The organism is Clostridium sp. 1001271st1 H5 (genome assembly GCF_005845215.1).
Taxonomy (GTDB): Bacteria; Bacillota; Clostridia; order Lachnospirales; family Lachnospiraceae; genus Enterocloster.
In genome coordinates this window covers 28744-46212 of the sequence record NZ_SPHO01000013.1, presented here as the reverse complement: position 1 = coordinate 46212, position 17469 = coordinate 28744, and the positions used below count along the sequence as shown (strand labels likewise).

Genomic DNA, 17469 nt, shown 5'->3' with positions numbered 1-17469 from the left:
TCGTTCCTCTTATTTTTATTCATATTTGTTTGCTATAAGCAGTTCCACTGCCAGCCGGTCCTGCAGCTTACCGGTCTTAACGCCTTCCTCGGCATCCACGCAGAGATTCACATACGACATGATTTGTTCCTTGGAAAATGTCTTGGCCTGCAGCATAATCTTCCCCACCACAAAGGGCTGAAGCTTAAGCCTGGACGCTATGGTGCTTTTATCCATCCCCTTTCCCATCAGGTCCCTGACCTGGAGGATTTGATTAAACTGCCTTGCTATCAGAAACAGGATGCGCATGGGCGGTTCCTTCAGTGTCAGAAGGTCCTCATAAAGGTCCATGGCCTTGCGGGTCTGACGTGCCGCTATGGCTGTTATCATGTCAAATATCTTATTGGTTACCTGGGTGGTACAGATGGTCTCCACGTCCTCATCTGTGATGACATCCCGGCCAAGGGTATAGCTTATAAGCTTTTCCAGCTCCGAGCTGATGTTCTCCATGTCATCCCCAGCCTTGCTAAGAAAGAATTCCATGGTCCGGCCGGTAATCTTCTTACCGTTTTTAGACAGGATGCCTGCAGCCCATCTGGCAAGCTGGGCCGGTTCCTGGTGGCTCAGCTCCGCAGCATAGCCATATTTCTTCACTGCCTTATATAGTCTGCTCCTCTTGTCCACTTCCGATTCCACAAATACAAGACAGGTGGATTCAGGGATTCCTCCCATATACTCAGTCAGCTCGTCCGCTCCTGCCCCGCCCTTAAAGAATCCGCTGTCCTCCATAAGTATAAGCCGCTTCTCCGCAAAAAAAGGCATGGTGTCCGCAAGGCCGATGATTTCATTCACATTCATCCCTTTGCCTTCAAAATAATTGTAATTCATAGTATCACCGTCGGTAAGGGCTTCTCTCAGACGGCTCTTATAGCTTTTCTTTAAGAAGGCCTCTTCACCGAACAGAAGGTATACAGGCTTAAATGTCCGGTCTTTTATGTCCTGGTTCAATGTCTGCATGTAAAGGTCGTCCTTCCATATTCCGTCAATTAGCTGATGTTTTCCAATTTCAGTATAGCACAGTGCCGGGGGCTTTGTCACTAGGGCGTGATTGAAAAGTGATTGAAAAGTGCATCTTATGAGTGGAGTTGTCAAACTCTTTTTATGGGATGTCTGATTACGGTTTTCATTTTCTCCGGACTGCACTTTCTTGGGTCAGACAGATAGATTTCGTGATGCAGCCTGCCATCTTCCATATCATTCACATACCCATTCCGGGTAAGGTACTCGTCCATAAGTGCCACTGTTTCAGGCTCTCTGTCATAAGAACCTATGTGCATCATTTGCACACACAGTCCTTCGTTCACAGTCAGAAACACGGCGCTGTAACAGTCCGTTTTTTTCTTCTTTGCGGCGGCAGCCACAGCCCATTCAAAGTCCTGCGCTGTGATGGATTGCCTTTTCCACGAATTGCAATGTAATTCATCTTTGGAACATTTACAATTTGCGGCTTATTTTTAGGGATATAAAGCTCTTTATATTCCTTTTTGAAGTCAAATGCCATATTTCTCTGCTCCCTTACAAATTTAAATTTTTACCCCGCCGGCTGGGATTTATGTTCCGCCATAATAACAATGTTGAAACACTTAGCGAAATCACCTAAAAGACAAAACCGCACCTTATTTCAAGCCCGCACTTATTTCAGGCCAGCCAGGGCATCCATACGGGTCCGGATATCATGGCGCACTTCAGATTCCCGCAGCTCCAGCAGCAGCTGATGCAGGTCCGGATAACATTTCCCAAGGGAACATCCTTTGTCCTTCACCCACTCTTCCAGTACGGTCAGCGCCATATTCCGGTTATTGACTACAGGCGCCTTCAATGCGGTTTGAATCAGCCTCACACCCATCCCGGGACGGTTTTTCAGATGCTGTATCATATAGACCAAAATCCGGTAGTCCGTAAAGGCCTCTCCTAATCCCATCTCATCCGCGCTCCCGGCGGCCATTTCATCCAATGGAAGTTTTTCCTCAAACAGGTGGATTAGCCTTACGGCATATTCCTCCTCAGACATGAGCAGGTCTATATAATGGTAATTTCGTTGGAAGTCCTCATTGATTGCAGCCATAGCGTAAGGTGCGTAGTCCAGGCCCAGCTGCTTTGCCAGCCGCAGACTTTCCCCGCGCTCCATATCCCTTTGCAGAACCAGCATGCAGCCCCTGCTTTTTAACAAACGCTCCGCTGCCAGGACTACAGGCTCCATTTTATTGTCCCTGGCATAGTCCAGAATCTGGGCAGCCACTGCGTATTCTGCTGCCGTCAAATCAAATCGGCCGCTTTGGCGCAGGAAGGATATCAGAACCTGCTCCGGATTATCGCATGCAGAGATTCCCCTGACCGGACCCTCGTCTAACAGCCCGGACATCAGCCCGGACATGGAGATGTACTGTTCCCTGGTCATCTCTTCTTCCAGCAGCTGGGCGCAACGTGCCTTTTGAAAACATTCCAATGCAGAGTAGGCCGGAAGGACTGTGTTATCCCATCCCTCAGACAGAATCCACCTTTCCATCTCTTCGTCCACCGGGGTAAGCCGCTCCACCGCATGGATTCTTCCCCATCCTCTCACCTTCCTGGCAGCTTGATAAATCTCCAGCTCCGGATTATCCCATGACTGCATAAGGAATAGGGCGAAAATCGTGAATTCGTCGGAACAGGCTAACTCACGTACTGCTTGCTTAATCTCCTCATTTCCATTTGTATTAAACAATTCCAGCAAAGCCATGCCAAACTTTACTTCCTCCCGGTGAGTGCCGCCCAGCATCAAATCCCTGCCCAGCTGATAGAGCTTACCAGCTGCAAGTTCTTCCTGATGTCCAATGATGTATTGCTGAATCTCGTCAATAGCGCCAATCATGCAGCCTGTCTCACAGAATCTCCTCACCAGCTCCCGGGCCCCGCCTGCGTCATCCCGGTTTGCGGCACATACAGCCTGTTCCAGCAATTCCACGCCTTGTGCACTGTTGGACGTATGAAAAATCGCTATCCCGTCCATGGCACCATCCGCAAAGTGAATCTTTTCTGCATTGGGCTTCGGCAGGCTGAAGCCCTTCGGAAGCATTCCCTCCGATGTCAATGCGCGGTGGATTAACTCATACAATGACTCCATCTGTTTATTCCTCCTCCATTCAATACCATGACACCAGTATAGCATGACTTCTGCCCTTTTTACTCCTCAAAATCTTTTTTCTGTAGCTTTTTGGCTATCTGGATTGTATTATCAATGAAAGGGTGGTGAGAGGATGGAAAAGGACAAGGAGGATTTTCAACTGGCCATGATTGAACGCTATTCAGATATGGTATACCGGTTAGCTTATTCCTTGGTAAAACAAAAGTTTGACGCGGACGACATACATCAGGAGGTATTCATCCGTTATCTGCGGAAAAAGCCAATATTTCAAAACCAGGAGAATGAAAAAGCCTGGTTCCTGCGTGTCACAATCAATTGCTGCAAAAATCATTGGAAATCGGCCTGGATGAGAAAAATCACCGGGTTGGGACCGGAGGATTCCGGCACTGTGTTCGAACTGGAGGAACGGGACCTGACAGTTATTGAGGCAGTGAAAAAGCTTCCGGAAAAATATAGGATTGTGGTGCATCTATTTTACTATGAGGATATGTCCGTGGATGACATCAGCAACACAATTGGCGTAAAGCCTTCCACGGTACGGACCCGGCTTACCAGGGCAAGGGATATGCTGAGAAGGAGGTTGGAGGAAAGATGATGTTTCGTGAAGATTATAAAAATGCATATGATAAAATCAGGCCTAACCAAAACAGTGTGGACTGTATCCTGTCCGGAGCAGGAAGAAAGTGCCGTAACAGACGCTTCATATGGAAAACTGCCATTACAGCAGTTTGCTGTATCTGTATCTGGAATGTCCTTCCTGTCTGCGCTGCCAATATTCCGGGATTTTATAAGGTGATTGAATCCATTTCTCCCGGAATGTCCGATTTGTTTTTACCGGTACAAAAGCAGAGCACCAGCCAGGGAATCATCCTGCAGGTGGAGGCCGTGAATCTGGTGGAAAACCGGGCAGAAATTCTTCTGTCTTTAAAAAATGCAGAAGGATTTGACCGGATGCAGGGAAAAGCTGATTTATTTGACAGCTATGGTTTAAAGAGTTATGGGGCTGACAGCAGTCTGGCTGGGTGCAGCTTTATCCAGTACAATGAGGCGGAGGAAAAGGCATATTACTTGTTATCTGTACAGGCAAATGATGCATTTGACCGTAACAAGCTGACATTCTATGTGCACAGCCTGTTGTGCGGCATCACTCAGGAAGAACGTGACATTGGCATGGACCGCTTACAGAATCACGGGGAGACTAAAAGCGTTTTTGTGTCGGGAAGCGGGGGCAGCTCTCAGGCCATTTCCCCGCATTTAGATGTGCTGGACGGAAAAAAGGAGCCGGATGATCCACGCAGGACGTTCCAGGTGCTTTCGTCAGAGGGACCGGACAGTTGTAATCCGGATGACTTTACAGTCACTGGGCTGGTGTATGAGGATGATATTTTACGGCTGCAAATTTGCATGGGAGATAATACAAAGGCAGACAGGCATGTACAGCCATTTCTTGTGGATGGTCAGGGCAGGGAACGCCATGAAGATTACTCCGTGAGCTGGAAGGAGGAAACCGGGAATTCCAGATACACATATTATGAGTTTTGGTTTGTGGGTCCTTTTAATCAGCTGGAGGATTATAGGCTGTACGGTATATTCCATAACTCAGGTGAGCTAATTGAAGGTGATTGGACAGTTACATTCCGGCTGGAATCATAAGCTGTCAATGGATATTCTAGTTATGCCCGCCTTATGGCGGGCTTAACTACATCCATCCGAACTCAGGTATGCTCCGGTGACGGAGTATAAACCGATTTCCGCCCATCAACCTCCATCAATACGGAACAGGCCGGCAGTTCCTTTTCCCCGAACCGGACCGGCTTATCGCTGAAATTAGCCACTGCCCGCAGATTCTCCCCATATTCTGTCATTTGTACCAGGCCGTCCTCTGTCAGGTATTGGAAGTCCGTCATTTCCCTCGCAGCCGCTTTTTGGCTGAAGCCGGACCATACGGTGGTATGGCGGACCAAATCGTCTTTGTACTCCTTCCATTGTTCCCCGTCCAGATGATACAGGGGCGGAACATCATACAGAACTTCCCGGACCATGCGCTGCCCGGTAAGTCCCTGAATCTTAAACGTAGACCAGTCCCAATGATAACTGGTGATAACCGAATCATGATAGACCAGCCTGAACAGCGGGACATCATATCCCGGATTTGCAAACAATGTATAATACTTGTCCTTTATAGGAATCCGTTTGGAAAAATGTTCCGCTACCCCGCCCTTGGGATTGTAGTATCTTCCAATATAAAACTCACTGTCCCTGTTATTCTTCATGTCTTCATCCATCCATGAAAAGCTCTGCATCTCGATTCCATGGGCAAATGCAATGGTGGATGCCGCAAAGTCGTTGCCGCCCTCCGAACCAATCACCATCCGGAACTGATTCCGGATATAAGCCATCCGCTCCAGACGGGCCTCCATGTCCTGCCGCTGCGTCGTTATATGCTCCGGTGTATAATCATCATATATTTCCCCGGTGGCATCACAGTCTATGAACCAGGAATTAAAGGGCAGATTATGCTTCATAATCCCCTGCATCCGTTCCTTTACTGCCGTGAGCGACAATGTGGGGTTGAGTTTACGTCCCACTCCCTGGAACCCCTTCACGCTGTTTCCATCTTTGTCAGTGACTGTGGCCTTTTCATAGAGAGACGCATCATCAAACCGGGCTGTAATCCACTGTTCCTGTCCCGGTTCATGTATTGAGTGATAGGAATCATAGCTGCCAATCAGATAACCGGCATCTGCCGCCGCCTTTACAAGCTCTGGCTTTGCATAGGCCTGTTCCCAGCTGTTAAGCCCAATCCAGGCCCGGCCGATACCTGCTTCCTGTAATTCCTCCACGAATCCAACCGTATCCCCATGCATCCAGCGGTCCGGGTCTTTGAATACCAGCGGCAGATTAGCAGCAAGCATTTGTTTATTGGCCTGAATACGCTCAGAGTCGTTTAAGCTTCCATACCCCCTGTCCAAATAGACATCCAGCTTGGGCGTTGTTTCGGTAAACACGGATGGATTGTAAAAATCAGGCTGCACCAGCATATGGCTCAGATAATTGCAGATTACATTTTTCTGGTATTCCGCCACATAATCCTGCGAACCAATCTCCTGAAGTGCCGACAGGTACTCTGCCGTTCCCCCGTCCCTGGGCTGCCGCTCCCCAAACACCCTGGTATACTCAATAACCGGGGTGTCAAACGACTCCCTGAACGCCTTCCAGTCCACGTCCTCCGGCGAGATTACACGTTCCCCCCACAGATAGATAAAGGGCGCGCCAAAAAGCTTCCCGATATCCGGATTATCGTCTGCTTTCTGCTCCAGTGTAACAAATGTCCCCTTCTCCTGCACATATCTCCGGTATATTTTAGCCACACTTACAGGGTTATTTTCCGTCAGATAAATGCGAAACCGTTTTGTCTTTTCCTTCTCAATCGCCGGGTATTCATAACGAACATCAAAGGCCAGGTCCGGCTGTGTCTGAAATTCCAGCATGGTATGGAATGGATTTTCCATGATAAATAACACTGCATAATCCCCGTGAACCTCTGCCCAAAACGGCATGGACAGTTTCTCCATCACGGGAAATTCCTGCCCCTCCAGATATTCTTTCCAGACCGGGTCATCCGCCGGAACCCGTTTGCCCTCTCCAAAGGGAAGGTAATAGCTGTCTGCCAAAACCCCGGGCCATGAAAACCCGTTGTCCTGAGCTGTCAGGGAAGTGATGGATACGCTCAGATAGTCTTCTGCCTGTTTTACGGAAACAGATACCTCATCCCCGGGATACTCCCACGTAATCCTATCCCCATCCGTTTTATATTGTTCCACAGTTCGTTTCTTGTCCGCTGCATTTACCTGCACCGTCCCATTCTCCGTGTGCAGGTAAATGGAAAAACTTTCCGGATTGATTTCAGGGTCAAACCCAATCCCATGTACCGGTTCCGGCACATCCTGTCCCTGTTGGCGTTCCTGTATGTCTGTCCTGCGTTTACCGTCACCCGGGCTGCTGACCGTGCATCCGGTCAGCACAAGGGCCATCAACAGACTGCTGCAGCGGAATAAAATATGGTTTCGCTTCATCTTTGCTCTCCTTTTCTGTCAAATCATTCTGACGCCAATCACTATACATCCATGATGTGACATTCATTTGACAAAAATAGAAAATCAAAAAATGATGGCAAACCAGATTATACCATCCCGCACTTCACAGACAGCCGTATATCCGCACCGGTCCGCAATCCGCTTCACAATCGCAAGACCCAGTCCGGTCCCTGCCAGGGACTGGTTGCGCGAAGAATCGCCTACATAAAACGGTTCCCAGATTCGGTCCGTGTCCAATCCTTCCTGCTGAATCTGATTGGTTATGGTGAACCGGCAGACAGAACCATTTTTCTGGAGGCAAATATCAATCACGCCGCAAGAAGCATACTTAACCGCATTGGACAGAAGATTGGAAAATATGGTGCTGACCAGACCTGCATTTCCCATAATCGTCAGTCCCTGCTGGATGGAGGTATGGATTTCCAGGTGAGAATCCGCGGACATATTCCGCCGTTCCATCACCGCGCGGTGCGCCTCTATCTCCTCCGCCAGAAGCCGGTCAAGCTCCACTGTTTCACCGGGATATTCCTTTTGTCCAATCCGCGACAGGGCAAGGAGCCGTTCCGCCAGCTGTGACATCCGGTGATTCTGGCGGATAATCGTATCCAGAAAGGTTCCGTCATCCAGGCCGTCCCTGATTCCGGCAGCATACATTCCTACCAGAGAGATGGGGGTTTTCAAATCATGGGCCACATTATCCAAAAGTTCTTCCATCTGCCGGTTTTTATCCAGCAGCATATTCTGATACTGTTCCAGGCTGCTGCTCATCCGGTTCATACTGTCCGCCACTGACTCCAGCTCATCGCCGGTGCGTATATCAAGCAGCTCATGACATGTATGGGAGGATATATCTTCGGAAAACTTCTCCATCTGTTTCAAAGGATTGGTAATATGGCGCACAAGTATATACATAAGAACCGCTGCCAGCAGAGAGGATGCAATACACAGAATGACCAGAAAATAGTTAACAATTCCCACGGCTTCGCCTGTGTCAGGTACAATGGCCGCAATGGCAAACATACCGTTTTCCGTCGGAATGTATTCTGCCAGAATACCATAATTCAGCTTATCCTGCCGGTAAAGACGCAGCTTGTTTCCATGTTCCAGGGCTGATTCAAAATCCTTCTCCCAGAGCCAGAACCTTTGAAAGCCCAGCCCCTTTTGCCGGAACTTTTCCCGAAGTTCACTGCTTAAGGCTTCGCTGTCCAAATCTCCCTGCGGCGTATGATTCGGCCTGCTGTCAACCGCACGTTCCGAATATACAATCAAAACTTTTTCTTCCGCCTCCAACCGTTCAATTACTGTTTCGGGAGACATTCCCTCCGACAAATACCGTTCCAGCTGCTCTCCAACACCGCGCAGGTAACGCGACTGTCTGTGCAGATAATACCGCTCAACAACAGCCGAGTTCACCGCAAGGGCAAGAATCAGCGTAAATGCCATGATTCCAACAATCCCGCATGTAAACTTTTTCCATAACCGGTTCATCCATTTACCCATTCTGTTCCCCCATCACATATCCAATCCCAATGCGTGTCCTGATATAATCCTCCCCTATTTTCTTTCTCAGTCTGCGAATATGGGTGTCCACAGTACGGATATCCCCCTCAAAGTCCATCCCCCAGATATTATTAAGCAGCTGTTCCCTGGTCAGTATCATTCTCTGATTCCTTAAAAAAAAGCAAAGCAGCCCAAACTCGATTCGGGTGAGGACAAGTGGACTGTCCCCCTTTTTTGCTTCAAATGTATTCTGATTCAGGGAAATGTCCCTAAACCGCAGGACCCCTTCCAGATTGCACAGCTTTTTAATCCGAAGCAGAAGAATCTGTATATCAAAGGGCTTTCGCATGTAGTCATCCGCACCGCAGGACAGACCTGTAATCTCATGTTTATTTTCCCCTTTTGCCGTCAGCATCAGAATCTTAACCGGAATATTCAGGTCCCGGATTTGACGGCAGGTCTCAATACCATCCTGAACCGGCATCATCCAATCAAGGAGAACCAGGTCCGCACCATGTTTTGCCAGGTATTGGACCGCAGCCTGCCCGTCTGATACGGTATCCACATCATATCCTTCTTTTTTGAGATAGAGGGCAAGTATTTTCTGCATATCAGGGTCATCTTCAGCAATCAATATATTCATAAATCCCTCCTGTCACATCAACAAACGCAGCGTCACCGGGCAATGCCCGCATTGACGGTGCCGGTATCATTTTTTGTACGCTTCGTTCCATCCGGCCAAGTCCGGTGTATTCCTTAATTTGAATGAAACAAAATGGAGCTACTGCCCCTTCACTGAATTCTCTGCTATTTTGTAACAGCTCCTTATCATGCATCACAGATAAAATCTATAGAAGGATTCAATATGTGGAGACATCAGCTTTAGGAGGACAACGGCTAAAACCATCAAAACAGCTCCGATTCCCAGGAAAACCGGGCCTATATATCGTTCAGCAGCTGTCCTGCGGTCAGCAAACCTAACTTCATCCGGTTTCTCCGGATTGTAATAAATACTGTAAAACTCATTTAAGGGAAAGGGTGTGGGGAATCCATCACGGCAGACCATCTGCTTTTGTTCGCCCTCAACATAGTATTCCAAAACCGGCTGATAGGTGGGAATAGAGAGGTCGCTGGTCTGCTCCTGTTTCGTATCCATAAGGCTCTTTATATTTCCAATTACCTTCGCAGTAGTCATAACCGTACATACATCCTTAATGTGCCGCGTCTGATGCATATATCCAATACCCATAACAAGGAGAATTAGGAAAGCGACCGACTTTACTGCATCTGGCTCCTCCTTCAATACCCCAAAGAAAAACGCTGACAATAAAAGCCATGCGGCAAAGACTCCGATTGTACGCCAATACCTCTTAAAAAGTCCATTTAGCATCCCCATTTTCTCCTTCCCTATTTCCTTATCCCCCTCAAGAGCCTTCAATATATGTTACACCGCGGCTCAATTTGGTTCGTTACTAAACATGGTTTCCTTCCGTTACAGTTATTGTAATGGATATTACTGACGTATTATATCACAAAAAATAATCACATCCACTAAATTTTGTTTACAGAACAATCATGCCCGCCTTGATGATAACCGGCTGTTTGCTATTGGCCATTGACTCTGGCGGGTTTTATCTTTTCAAAACGGAGGTGGACGGAAACACAGGAAAAATGCAAGAGTCACACAAAAATGATGATTGACAGATAAACTGAAAGTGGCTTATAATAAAGGTACAAAAAGGCAGTTCACTCCAGTGAGTGGCTTCCAAGTTAATAGCTTAATTAAAAATAGTCACTATTGCTTTGGGAGGCGGGTGACTATTTTTTTGTACCTATAATCATAACGATAACTACCCCAAACGCAATCATCAATTAAAGCGTCTCATATGTACTCATGTTATACCACCCCCTTTCGGAGATGGAAGTCACCCAGCAGCAGGAACTGCCTGTATAAAGTATATTAAATGATAAACCGGATGTAAAGGATGATATTAAAAATCTCTCCCTTGTCCATTCTTTGAATCTATAGTAAACCTTGCCTATCAAATTAAAATGGAGATACAAGTATGACCAACCAAAACAAAGGCACCATCAATATCCTTTTCGTTTGTTACGGTAATATTTCTCGAGGCATTCCAATAGGATTGAATATATGGACTGAAAAATGCAAGAGAAGAAGAGAAGAGCTAAAAAATCATGATTGACAGATGAACTGAAATCGGTTTATAATAAAGGTACAAAAAGGCAGTTCACTCCAGTGAGCGGCTTCCAAAGAATAATAACTTAAAAAATAGTCACATTTGCTTTGGGAGGCGGGTGACTATTTTTTTGTACCTATAATCATAACGATAAGTACCCCAAACGCAATCATCAATGAAAGTGTCTCATATGTACTCATGTTATACCACCCCCTTTCGGAGATGGAAGCCACCCAGCAGTAGGAACTGCCTACATAAAGTATATAAAATGGTAAACCGGATGTAAAGGGTGCAATTAGAAAAATCTCCCCTGTCTATTTCGGCCTTGTTCATTCTGTGAATTTATAGTAAACTTTACCTATCAAATTCAAATGGAGATACAAGTATGACCAACCAAAACAAAGGCACCATCAATATCCTTTTCGTCTGCCATGGCAACATCTGCCGCAGCCCCATGGCCCTCTACTACTTCCGCAGCCTTCTAAAAGAAAGAAGCCTGTCCGGAGTAATTCAGGCGGATTCTGCTGCTACGTCCACCGAAGAAATCGGTAATCCAGTACACCACGGAACCCGCGCTAAGTTAAAGCAGGCCGGCATCCCCTGCGACGGACACCGTGCAAGGCAGATGACCAGGGCAGACTATAAAACATTTGATTATCTGATTGGCATGGACAGCTGGAATATCCGCAATATGCAGCGAGTTGCCGGCGGAGACCCTGACCACAAGATTTTTAAGCTGATGGAATTTTGTGGTACCGGAGGAGATGTTGCCGACCCATGGTACACCGGTGACTTTGACGCAACCTGGTCCGACGTGACGGAAGGCTGTGCTGTGCTGCTGGATTATATATTAGAGCGGATTTAAATAACGCCTCCCGTCACCGGGAATACCCGCGCCTCACTGACAGCCTATACCAGTGCCCCATTTGTCTCTATGACACGGCGGTACCAGTGAAAGCTGTCTTTTTTAATACGCTTAAAGCTGCCCGTTTCCTGCTCATTTCTGTCTACATACAAAAAACCATACCGTTTTCTAAATCCTTCATGTGAACTCAGCAAATCCATAAAGGACCAGGGCGAGTATCCCATCAGCTCCACTCCATCGTCCATGGCCTGTCTGCAAGCCTGGATATGTCTTCGCAGATAGTCAATCCTGTAGCTGTCATGCACTTTACCATCTTCCGTAAGAAAATCCGCTGCCCCCAGACCATTTTCTGTTATGAGAAGCGGAAGCCGGTACTTCTGGTAATAACGGTTTAGCACTATCCTGAGGCCCATGGGGTCAATCTGCGCTCCATACTCTGTAGAAATCAAATGAGGATTTTTCACATGGCGGAAGTATCCATATTGGTCAAAATCCACCTCATTGCCGGGAAAACACCGTTCTCCTGCCGGATGCATCTCATCTGCCGGAAGATACCTGACGCAAAGCGTCCTGTAATAATTAAGTGCAATGTAATCAGGGGCGCCCCATTTCAGTATCACCTTATCGCCCTCTTCAGCAGCCGGCTTTATATTCCTTTCTTCAAGGTACCGGCTGTAATATCCCGGATATTCTCCGTATTGATGCATGTCCAGACAGTATTCCGCCTTAAACCAGTCATTGTTCACCGCTGCCCATACATCCTCAGGACGGGAAGTCTCAGGATAGGTACAGCAGGAGGACAGGGCCGGGCCTATTTTCCCTCCCGGAACCAGCTCATGACATGCCTTTACAGCCAGAGCATGAGCCAGGAACATGTGATAATCCATCTGGGCCCTGAGCCGGTCTGCCTCCCATTTATCTGCCGTATCAATATTCATCCTCTCATCTACCCGGACCATCAGATTCTGTTCGTTGTGGACCTGCCAGTATTTCACCCTGTCCCCAAAAGCCCTGAAGCATATCCTGGCATACCGTTCAAAAGCCATGACGCAGCGCCTGGATTCCCAGCCATTGTATTTTTCCACCAGCCCATAGGGCAGGTCAAAATGGTACAGGGTCACAAAAGGCTGAATCCCTTTTGACAGCAGGCTGTCAATGATTCCATGATAAAAATTAATCCCTTCCTCATTGACAGCCCCATCGCCATCCGGTATGATTCTGGCCCATGCAATGGAAAACCGGTACATTTTAAGTCCAAGCTCTGCCATTAAGTCAATATCCTCCTTCCAGTGATGATAGAAATCACTGGCGACCTTGGTATCTGCCTGTATATGGGAGCGTTTAAAGGAATTAAAGTCCGCCACTGTCATTCCCTTTCCGCCCAGATTCCATCCTCCCTCAATCTGAAATGCAGAGGATGAGGCCCCCCACAAAAAACCATCCGGAAATTCTGTATTTATCTGATTCATCCTTTTTCCTCCTCAACTTAAATCCTGCCGGATGAAGCTGCTAATCCAAGTCCTCAAAGCCCAGCAGAAATGTCATAAAGGCAGCCCCGAAAAATGAGATGCAAATACCCGCCAGATAGAATAGAAATTTTCTAATTCCAAAAGCAGCATAGGTTGCCAGCGTAAGGATGCCGTTATTTGCAAATGCATCCCCATATACTCCTCCTGCTCCCATGACAGCACCTCCAACGGCTCCGCAGATAACCGCATATACCATAGGGCGCTTAAGGCGCAGATTGCATCCATAGATAGCCGGCTCTGTTATGCCGCAGACAGAGGCTGTTACGGAAGCTGATGCCGCCACTGCCTTCAGTCCGTGGTTCCTGGTCCTCATCATAACACCCAGGGCAGCACCTCCCTGAGAAAAATTCGCAGCACCTGCAAATGCAAGTAAATTCTGCTGGCCGTGCAGGGCCACATCCTGGATGCCAATGGGGACCAAAGCCCTGTGCGCCCCAAACACAACAAATACACACCACATGCCTCCTATAAAGCCGCCGCATAAAACAGGGCTTATATCCATCAGTCCTGTATAGATAACATGTATCATATTTCCCAGATATATTCCCACCGGCCCAAAAACCAGAAATACCGCAGGAACCATGACAAAAAGAGAAATTCCGGGCACTAAGATGATTTTCAGTACCTCCGGTACCACCCGCTCCAGAAACCGCTGCACATAGGCCAGGATGAACACGCCTATTATGATGGGAATGACCGAAGATGTGTAATTGGCTCTGGTCAGCGCCGCACCGAACATCCGGACTTCTTCCTCTCCTGTCATAAGATTCAGAATTGTGGGATAACACATGGTTCCCCCTAGAGCCATTGCCACAAATTCATTGGCTCCGAATACGTTTGCACTGGTATAGGCCAGGATAACCGGCATAAAATAGAAAATTGCATCCGTGGCAGCCAGAAAGATTACATAGGTATGGTTCCCCGTAATATCAATGCCCTGATTTGACGCCAGCATCCTGGCTATGGTTAAAAATCCTTTTAAAAGTCCGGATGCTGCTATGGCAGGTACCATAGGTGTAAACATGGAGGAGACAGACATGATGATTCTGTTTCCCCAGCCAGGTTCGTGTGATTTATTCTCACTATATCCCCTGTCTGTATGCCGGACCGGACCGGCCTCTTCTTCTGATTTTTGTTCTGTACCTGTCATTTCCTTCAGCAGGTCATACACCCTGCCCACCTTTGTTCCCATGACAACCTGAAATTGACCGTTGCTTTCCGCAACCGCAATCACGCCTTCCACCCGTTCTATCTCACTGCGTTCTGCTTTTTTCCGGTCTTTCAGCACAAACCTGAGCCTGGTAAAACAGTGTGTCATTTCTTCGATATTCTCCGCCCCGCCTACATGAGATAAAATCTCATTAGCTGTTTTTTGATAATTCATCCCTGCTCCTTCCAAGATTTCATACTCGTTTCCATATTTATAATATGGCTGTCAGGAGTGTATTTCATCCAGCTATCTTGAATCCGCCAAACGTGTATACCATGCACCTCATCAGATGTATGTTTCTGATTGTCTTAACAGTGCTATTGATGAGATTTTTCCTCTAAAAATGTATGGACTTTCAGCGATATACCGTCTGTTTCAAGTGTTATGGCCCCTCTTTTCCCGGTTTCCAGAATCGTAATCCCCTGTTCCTCTAAACGCCCCATTGCTTCAGGAGACGGATGTCCGTAAGAATTTCCTCTTCCATAGGAAACAACTGCCAACTGAACCCTCAATTGTTTCAGAAACATTTCTGATGAAGATGACCGGGAACCATGATGGGCTGTTTTTAATATCCTAACATGATTCAGATGTATATTCTGAACATTTCCTTCCTGTTCTGCCAGCCTGACAAGGCTGCGTTCCTGCTCCTCTCCCATGTCACCGGTAAACAGCATATGAAATCCCTTATAGTCTCCGCACAGGACCAGTGAATGGCTGTTGCGGTCATTTCCCCTGAAATCTTCACCAGCATACAGACAAGTGAGCGTCAGTTCATCTGCTTTCACACAGTCCGCGGATTTCATATAAACCACATCCGCTCCTTTCCTGCGGGCCAATGCTGCCAGATTCTCATACACCTCCTCCCCCTTTCCCATAACCGGAAGTATCAGTGTGCCTATACCTATGTCCTTTGATTCCTCCATCAGATACATCAGACCGTTTATGTGGTCACTGTCTCCATGACTTACCACAGCATAGTCAATCCCTGCAATTCCCCTGCTTTTTAAATAGGGCTCCAGAACAGTATTTCCCAGCTTTTTCTGGCTGCTGCTTCCTCCGTCTATCAGGACCGTCTTCCTTCCGGTCCGAAGCAGCAGCCCATCTCCCTGTCCCACGTCCAGACAGACAACCTCCAGTCCATTGGCAGGACCCGGGAGCAGTGCCAGGAAACTGATGGCATACAAAGCAAAAAAGCACGCCAGGAGCAGTGTTTTCCGGCGGACCGCAGATGCCAATCCTTTTAGGCCGGCATGGGAGGCGTTTTCCTCCGGTTCAGATATAATTCCATTTTTAATCCATCCCCTGATTCCAAACAGCATAACAGCCGTTCCCATCCCGTATATCCCAAAATACATTCCCAGCTGCGCCGGCGACGGGCGTCCCAGTACCAGGCTATATCCGGGAAACCGTTCCACCACCCTGCACAGCAGCTCGTAAAACCTTAAAATATAATGTCCGGCCCCCACTGCTGCCATACCACCCTGAATCCAGAAGCTTCCCACAGCAATCCCCAGAATACCGGAATACATTAATACAGAAACAAGCGGTATAACCAGCAGATTTAAAAAAATACCATAAAGGGGATGTTGAAAATAGTGATACAGCACAATGGGAGTCAGCAGGATTTGTACACACAGGCTTATAAGAAGCGTCTTTTCCCATGCACGTTCCAATCGAAGGAACGACTGCATCCATCCCCCTAATCCGCTGATTGCCAGAACCGCCCCAAAGGACAGTTCAAACCCGCTGTGGTACAGCAGATAGGGCTCTCTGTACAGGAGAATTAAGGCTGCCAGCCCCAATGCCGACAAGGTATCGTAGCTTCTTCCTTTGACAGCTGCCAGCCATAGACACAAAGTCATGATAACCGCTCTCACAGCGGAACCGGAGCTTCCCGTCATAATTCCATAGCTGACAACCAGTACAGCCGATATCATCCCGGCCCTGCCATAGCCGGCTCCTGTTCGCCGGATTACCAGGTATATCCCACCGCCGATAATAGCCAGATGCTGCCCGCTGACAGCCAGAAGATGGGAAATTCCGTTGCGCTGATACATCTCCCGCATCTCCGGATTCATATCAGACGTATCGCCCAGAAGCACAGCCTTAAAAACCGCCGCATCTTCCGGCACACATATCTTATCAAGGATTCCGGCACACCACTTTTTGAATCCTGTTATTCCCTTATAATATGGAATTTCCTCTCCTCCCGTCACGGTCAGGTTCTCGCCGTACACCCTGCAGGCAGTTCCCTTTGTGCGGTAATAGGTCCTGAAATCAAATTCTCCCGGATTTCTCGGTCCCTCCACCGGCGTTATTTTCCCCCTCACCTGAACGCGCTGGCCAACCGCCAGGATTGCTCCCAAGCCATACTCATCCTTCTCTTTCGTTTCCCCCCTCTCTTTCGCCCCATCCCTCTCTTTTACCTCATCTTCCGCATACACCATAATCCTTCTAAATTCCGCAGTTTTCTTCCCCGCCTCAGCTGTCACGCCTTCCAACGTAAGGGTAATTGTTTCATTCTTTTGTTCAATTTTCTTAATCTGTCCCTTTACCAGTACCCGCCCATTGGCCATGGCCCGGGCACCGGACTCTTCAATGTCCAGAATTTCTTTTTCCTGCCGCCCTCTGGCCAGGCCCGCAGACGCCCCAGCCAGAATACATACCAAAAAGAGCAGAAGCACCTTATGTTTACGGTTACTTCTGCCCTGCATCTTTTTCTTGGAAACAGGGAGACACAAAATGTCTCTTCCCATTTCCAACAGCCATAGGACTCCTGCTGCGGCTGCAAACAGCCGCGCCAGAATCCCTATGTCCACCGCTGTATTAACCTGCAGGGCCAGCACCTCTCCAAGTACGTAACCTGCTGCCAGTACAACTAGCGGTCTCTTCATATTCGGTTGACTT

The 17469-nt window shown here is 47.8% G+C and carries 13 protein-coding genes and 1 pseudogene; 3 read left to right on the top strand and 11 right to left on the bottom strand.

The window, feature by feature from the left end:
• Positions 1-15: 15 nt before the first annotated feature.
• The 3 genes and pseudogenes from holA to FGS84_RS19210 form a co-directional block, all read right to left on the bottom strand.
• Positions 16-996, bottom strand: a complete 981-nt coding sequence (gene holA / locus FGS84_RS19220) for a DNA polymerase III subunit delta (protein WP_138310014.1) — start codon at positions 994-996, stop codon at positions 16-18.
• A 131-nt stretch (positions 997-1127) separates the two neighbouring features.
• Positions 1128-1540, bottom strand: a pseudogene (locus tag FGS84_RS19215) (GyrI-like domain-containing protein).
• Positions 1541-1672: 132 nt separating this feature from the next.
• Entirely contained in the window at positions 1673-3142 is a 1470-nt protein-coding gene (locus tag FGS84_RS19210; RefSeq protein WP_138310013.1) for a hypothetical protein, read from the bottom strand.
• A gap of 133 nt (positions 3143-3275) precedes the next feature.
• On the opposite strand from FGS84_RS19210, the gene FGS84_RS19205 reads away from it, so the two are divergent.
• Together FGS84_RS19205 and FGS84_RS19200 are read left to right on the top strand one after the other, a co-directional pair.
• Positions 3276-3758 (top strand): sigma-70 family RNA polymerase sigma factor, encoded by a 483-nt coding sequence (locus FGS84_RS19205; RefSeq protein ID WP_138310012.1) that lies wholly within the window; start codon positions 3276-3278, stop codon positions 3756-3758.
• Complete coding sequence (locus tag FGS84_RS19200; RefSeq protein ID WP_138310011.1) at positions 3755-4816, top strand: DUF4179 domain-containing protein; 1062 nt, start codon at positions 3755-3757, stop codon at positions 4814-4816. The genes FGS84_RS19205 and FGS84_RS19200 overlap by 4 nt, the downstream gene beginning before the upstream one ends.
• Before the next feature lie 62 nt (positions 4817-4878).
• Here the strand turns inward: FGS84_RS19200 and FGS84_RS19195 are convergent, their stop codons facing one another.
• From FGS84_RS19195 to FGS84_RS31585, 5 genes are all read right to left on the bottom strand, one after another.
• Positions 4879-7239, bottom strand: a complete 2361-nt coding sequence (locus tag FGS84_RS19195; RefSeq protein ID WP_243130018.1) for a glycoside hydrolase — start codon at positions 7237-7239, stop codon at positions 4879-4881.
• Between the two features lie 84 nt (positions 7240-7323).
• Entirely contained in the window at positions 7324-8760 is a 1437-nt protein-coding gene (locus tag FGS84_RS19190; protein WP_243130017.1) for a HAMP domain-containing sensor histidine kinase, read from the bottom strand.
• Entirely contained in the window at positions 8753-9403 is a 651-nt protein-coding gene (locus FGS84_RS19185; protein WP_138310010.1) for a response regulator transcription factor, read from the bottom strand. Before FGS84_RS19185 ends, FGS84_RS19190 begins: the two co-directional genes overlap by 8 nt.
• Positions 9404-9595: 192 nt before the next feature.
• A complete protein-coding gene (locus FGS84_RS19180) occupies positions 9596-10198 on the bottom strand; it encodes a DUF3592 domain-containing protein (RefSeq protein ID WP_138310009.1) in 603 nt (200 codons plus the stop codon).
• 882 nt (positions 10199-11080) lie between these two features.
• Positions 11081-11158: a putative holin-like toxin gene (locus tag FGS84_RS31585; RefSeq protein ID WP_227126363.1), complete on the bottom strand. Its 78-nt coding sequence runs from the start codon at positions 11156-11158 to the stop codon at positions 11081-11083.
• A gap of 185 nt (positions 11159-11343) precedes the next feature.
• On the opposite strand from FGS84_RS31585, the gene FGS84_RS19170 reads away from it, so the two are divergent.
• The gene (locus tag FGS84_RS19170; protein WP_138310007.1) at positions 11344-11823 is read left to right on the top strand and encodes a low molecular weight protein-tyrosine-phosphatase; all 480 of its coding nucleotides are present in this window, start codon (positions 11344-11346) and stop codon (positions 11821-11823) included.
• A gap of 44 nt (positions 11824-11867) precedes the next feature.
• Here the strand turns inward: FGS84_RS19170 and FGS84_RS19165 are convergent, their stop codons facing one another.
• The 3 genes from FGS84_RS19165 to FGS84_RS19155 form a co-directional block, all read right to left on the bottom strand.
• Positions 11868-13283 carry a glycoside hydrolase family 1 protein gene (locus FGS84_RS19165; RefSeq protein WP_347563857.1) on the bottom strand — a complete coding sequence of 472 codons (1416 nt, stop codon included), beginning with the start codon at positions 13281-13283 and terminating at the stop codon, positions 11868-11870.
• 49 nt (positions 13284-13332) lie between these two features.
• Positions 13333-14736, bottom strand: a complete 1404-nt coding sequence (locus FGS84_RS19160; protein ID WP_138310005.1) for a PTS transporter subunit EIIC — start codon at positions 14734-14736, stop codon at positions 13333-13335.
• A 143-nt stretch (positions 14737-14879) separates the two neighbouring features.
• Positions 14880-17456, bottom strand: a complete 2577-nt coding sequence (locus FGS84_RS19155) for a ComEC/Rec2 family competence protein (protein WP_138310004.1) — start codon at positions 17454-17456, stop codon at positions 14880-14882.
• Between the last annotated feature and the right edge of the window lie 13 nt (positions 17457-17469).

Excerpts from the sequence above, each read along its gene's own strand:
- holA (WP_138310014.1), bottom strand. The coding sequence starts at position 996 with ATGCAGACATTGAACCAGGACATAAAAGACCGGACATTTAAGCCTGTA.
- FGS84_RS19210 (WP_138310013.1), bottom strand. The coding sequence starts at position 3,142 with ATGGAGTCATTGTATGAGTTAATCCACCGCGCATTGACATCGGAGGGA.
- FGS84_RS19205 (WP_138310012.1), top strand. The coding sequence starts at position 3,276 with ATGGAAAAGGACAAGGAGGATTTTCAACTGGCCATGATTGAACGCTAT.
- FGS84_RS19200 (WP_138310011.1), top strand. The coding sequence starts at position 3,755 with ATGATGTTTCGTGAAGATTATAAAAATGCATATGATAAAATCAGGCCT.
- FGS84_RS19195 (WP_243130018.1), bottom strand. The coding sequence starts at position 7,239 with ATGAAGCGAAACCATATTTTATTCCGCTGCAGCAGTCTGTTGATGGCC.
- FGS84_RS19190 (WP_243130017.1), bottom strand. The coding sequence starts at position 8,760 with ATGGGTAAATGGATGAACCGGTTATGGAAAAAGTTTACATGCGGGATT.
- FGS84_RS19185 (WP_138310010.1), bottom strand. The coding sequence starts at position 9,403 with ATGAATATATTGATTGCTGAAGATGACCCTGATATGCAGAAAATACTT.
- FGS84_RS31585 (WP_227126363.1), bottom strand. The coding sequence starts at position 11,158 with ATGAGTACATATGAGACACTTTCATTGATGATTGCGTTTGGGGTACTT.
- FGS84_RS19170 (WP_138310007.1), top strand. The coding sequence starts at position 11,344 with ATGACCAACCAAAACAAAGGCACCATCAATATCCTTTTCGTCTGCCAT.
- FGS84_RS19160 (WP_138310005.1), bottom strand. The coding sequence starts at position 14,736 with ATGAATTATCAAAAAACAGCTAATGAGATTTTATCTCATGTAGGCGGG.
- FGS84_RS19155 (WP_138310004.1), bottom strand. The coding sequence starts at position 17,456 with ATGAAGAGACCGCTAGTTGTACTGGCAGCAGGTTACGTACTTGGAGAG.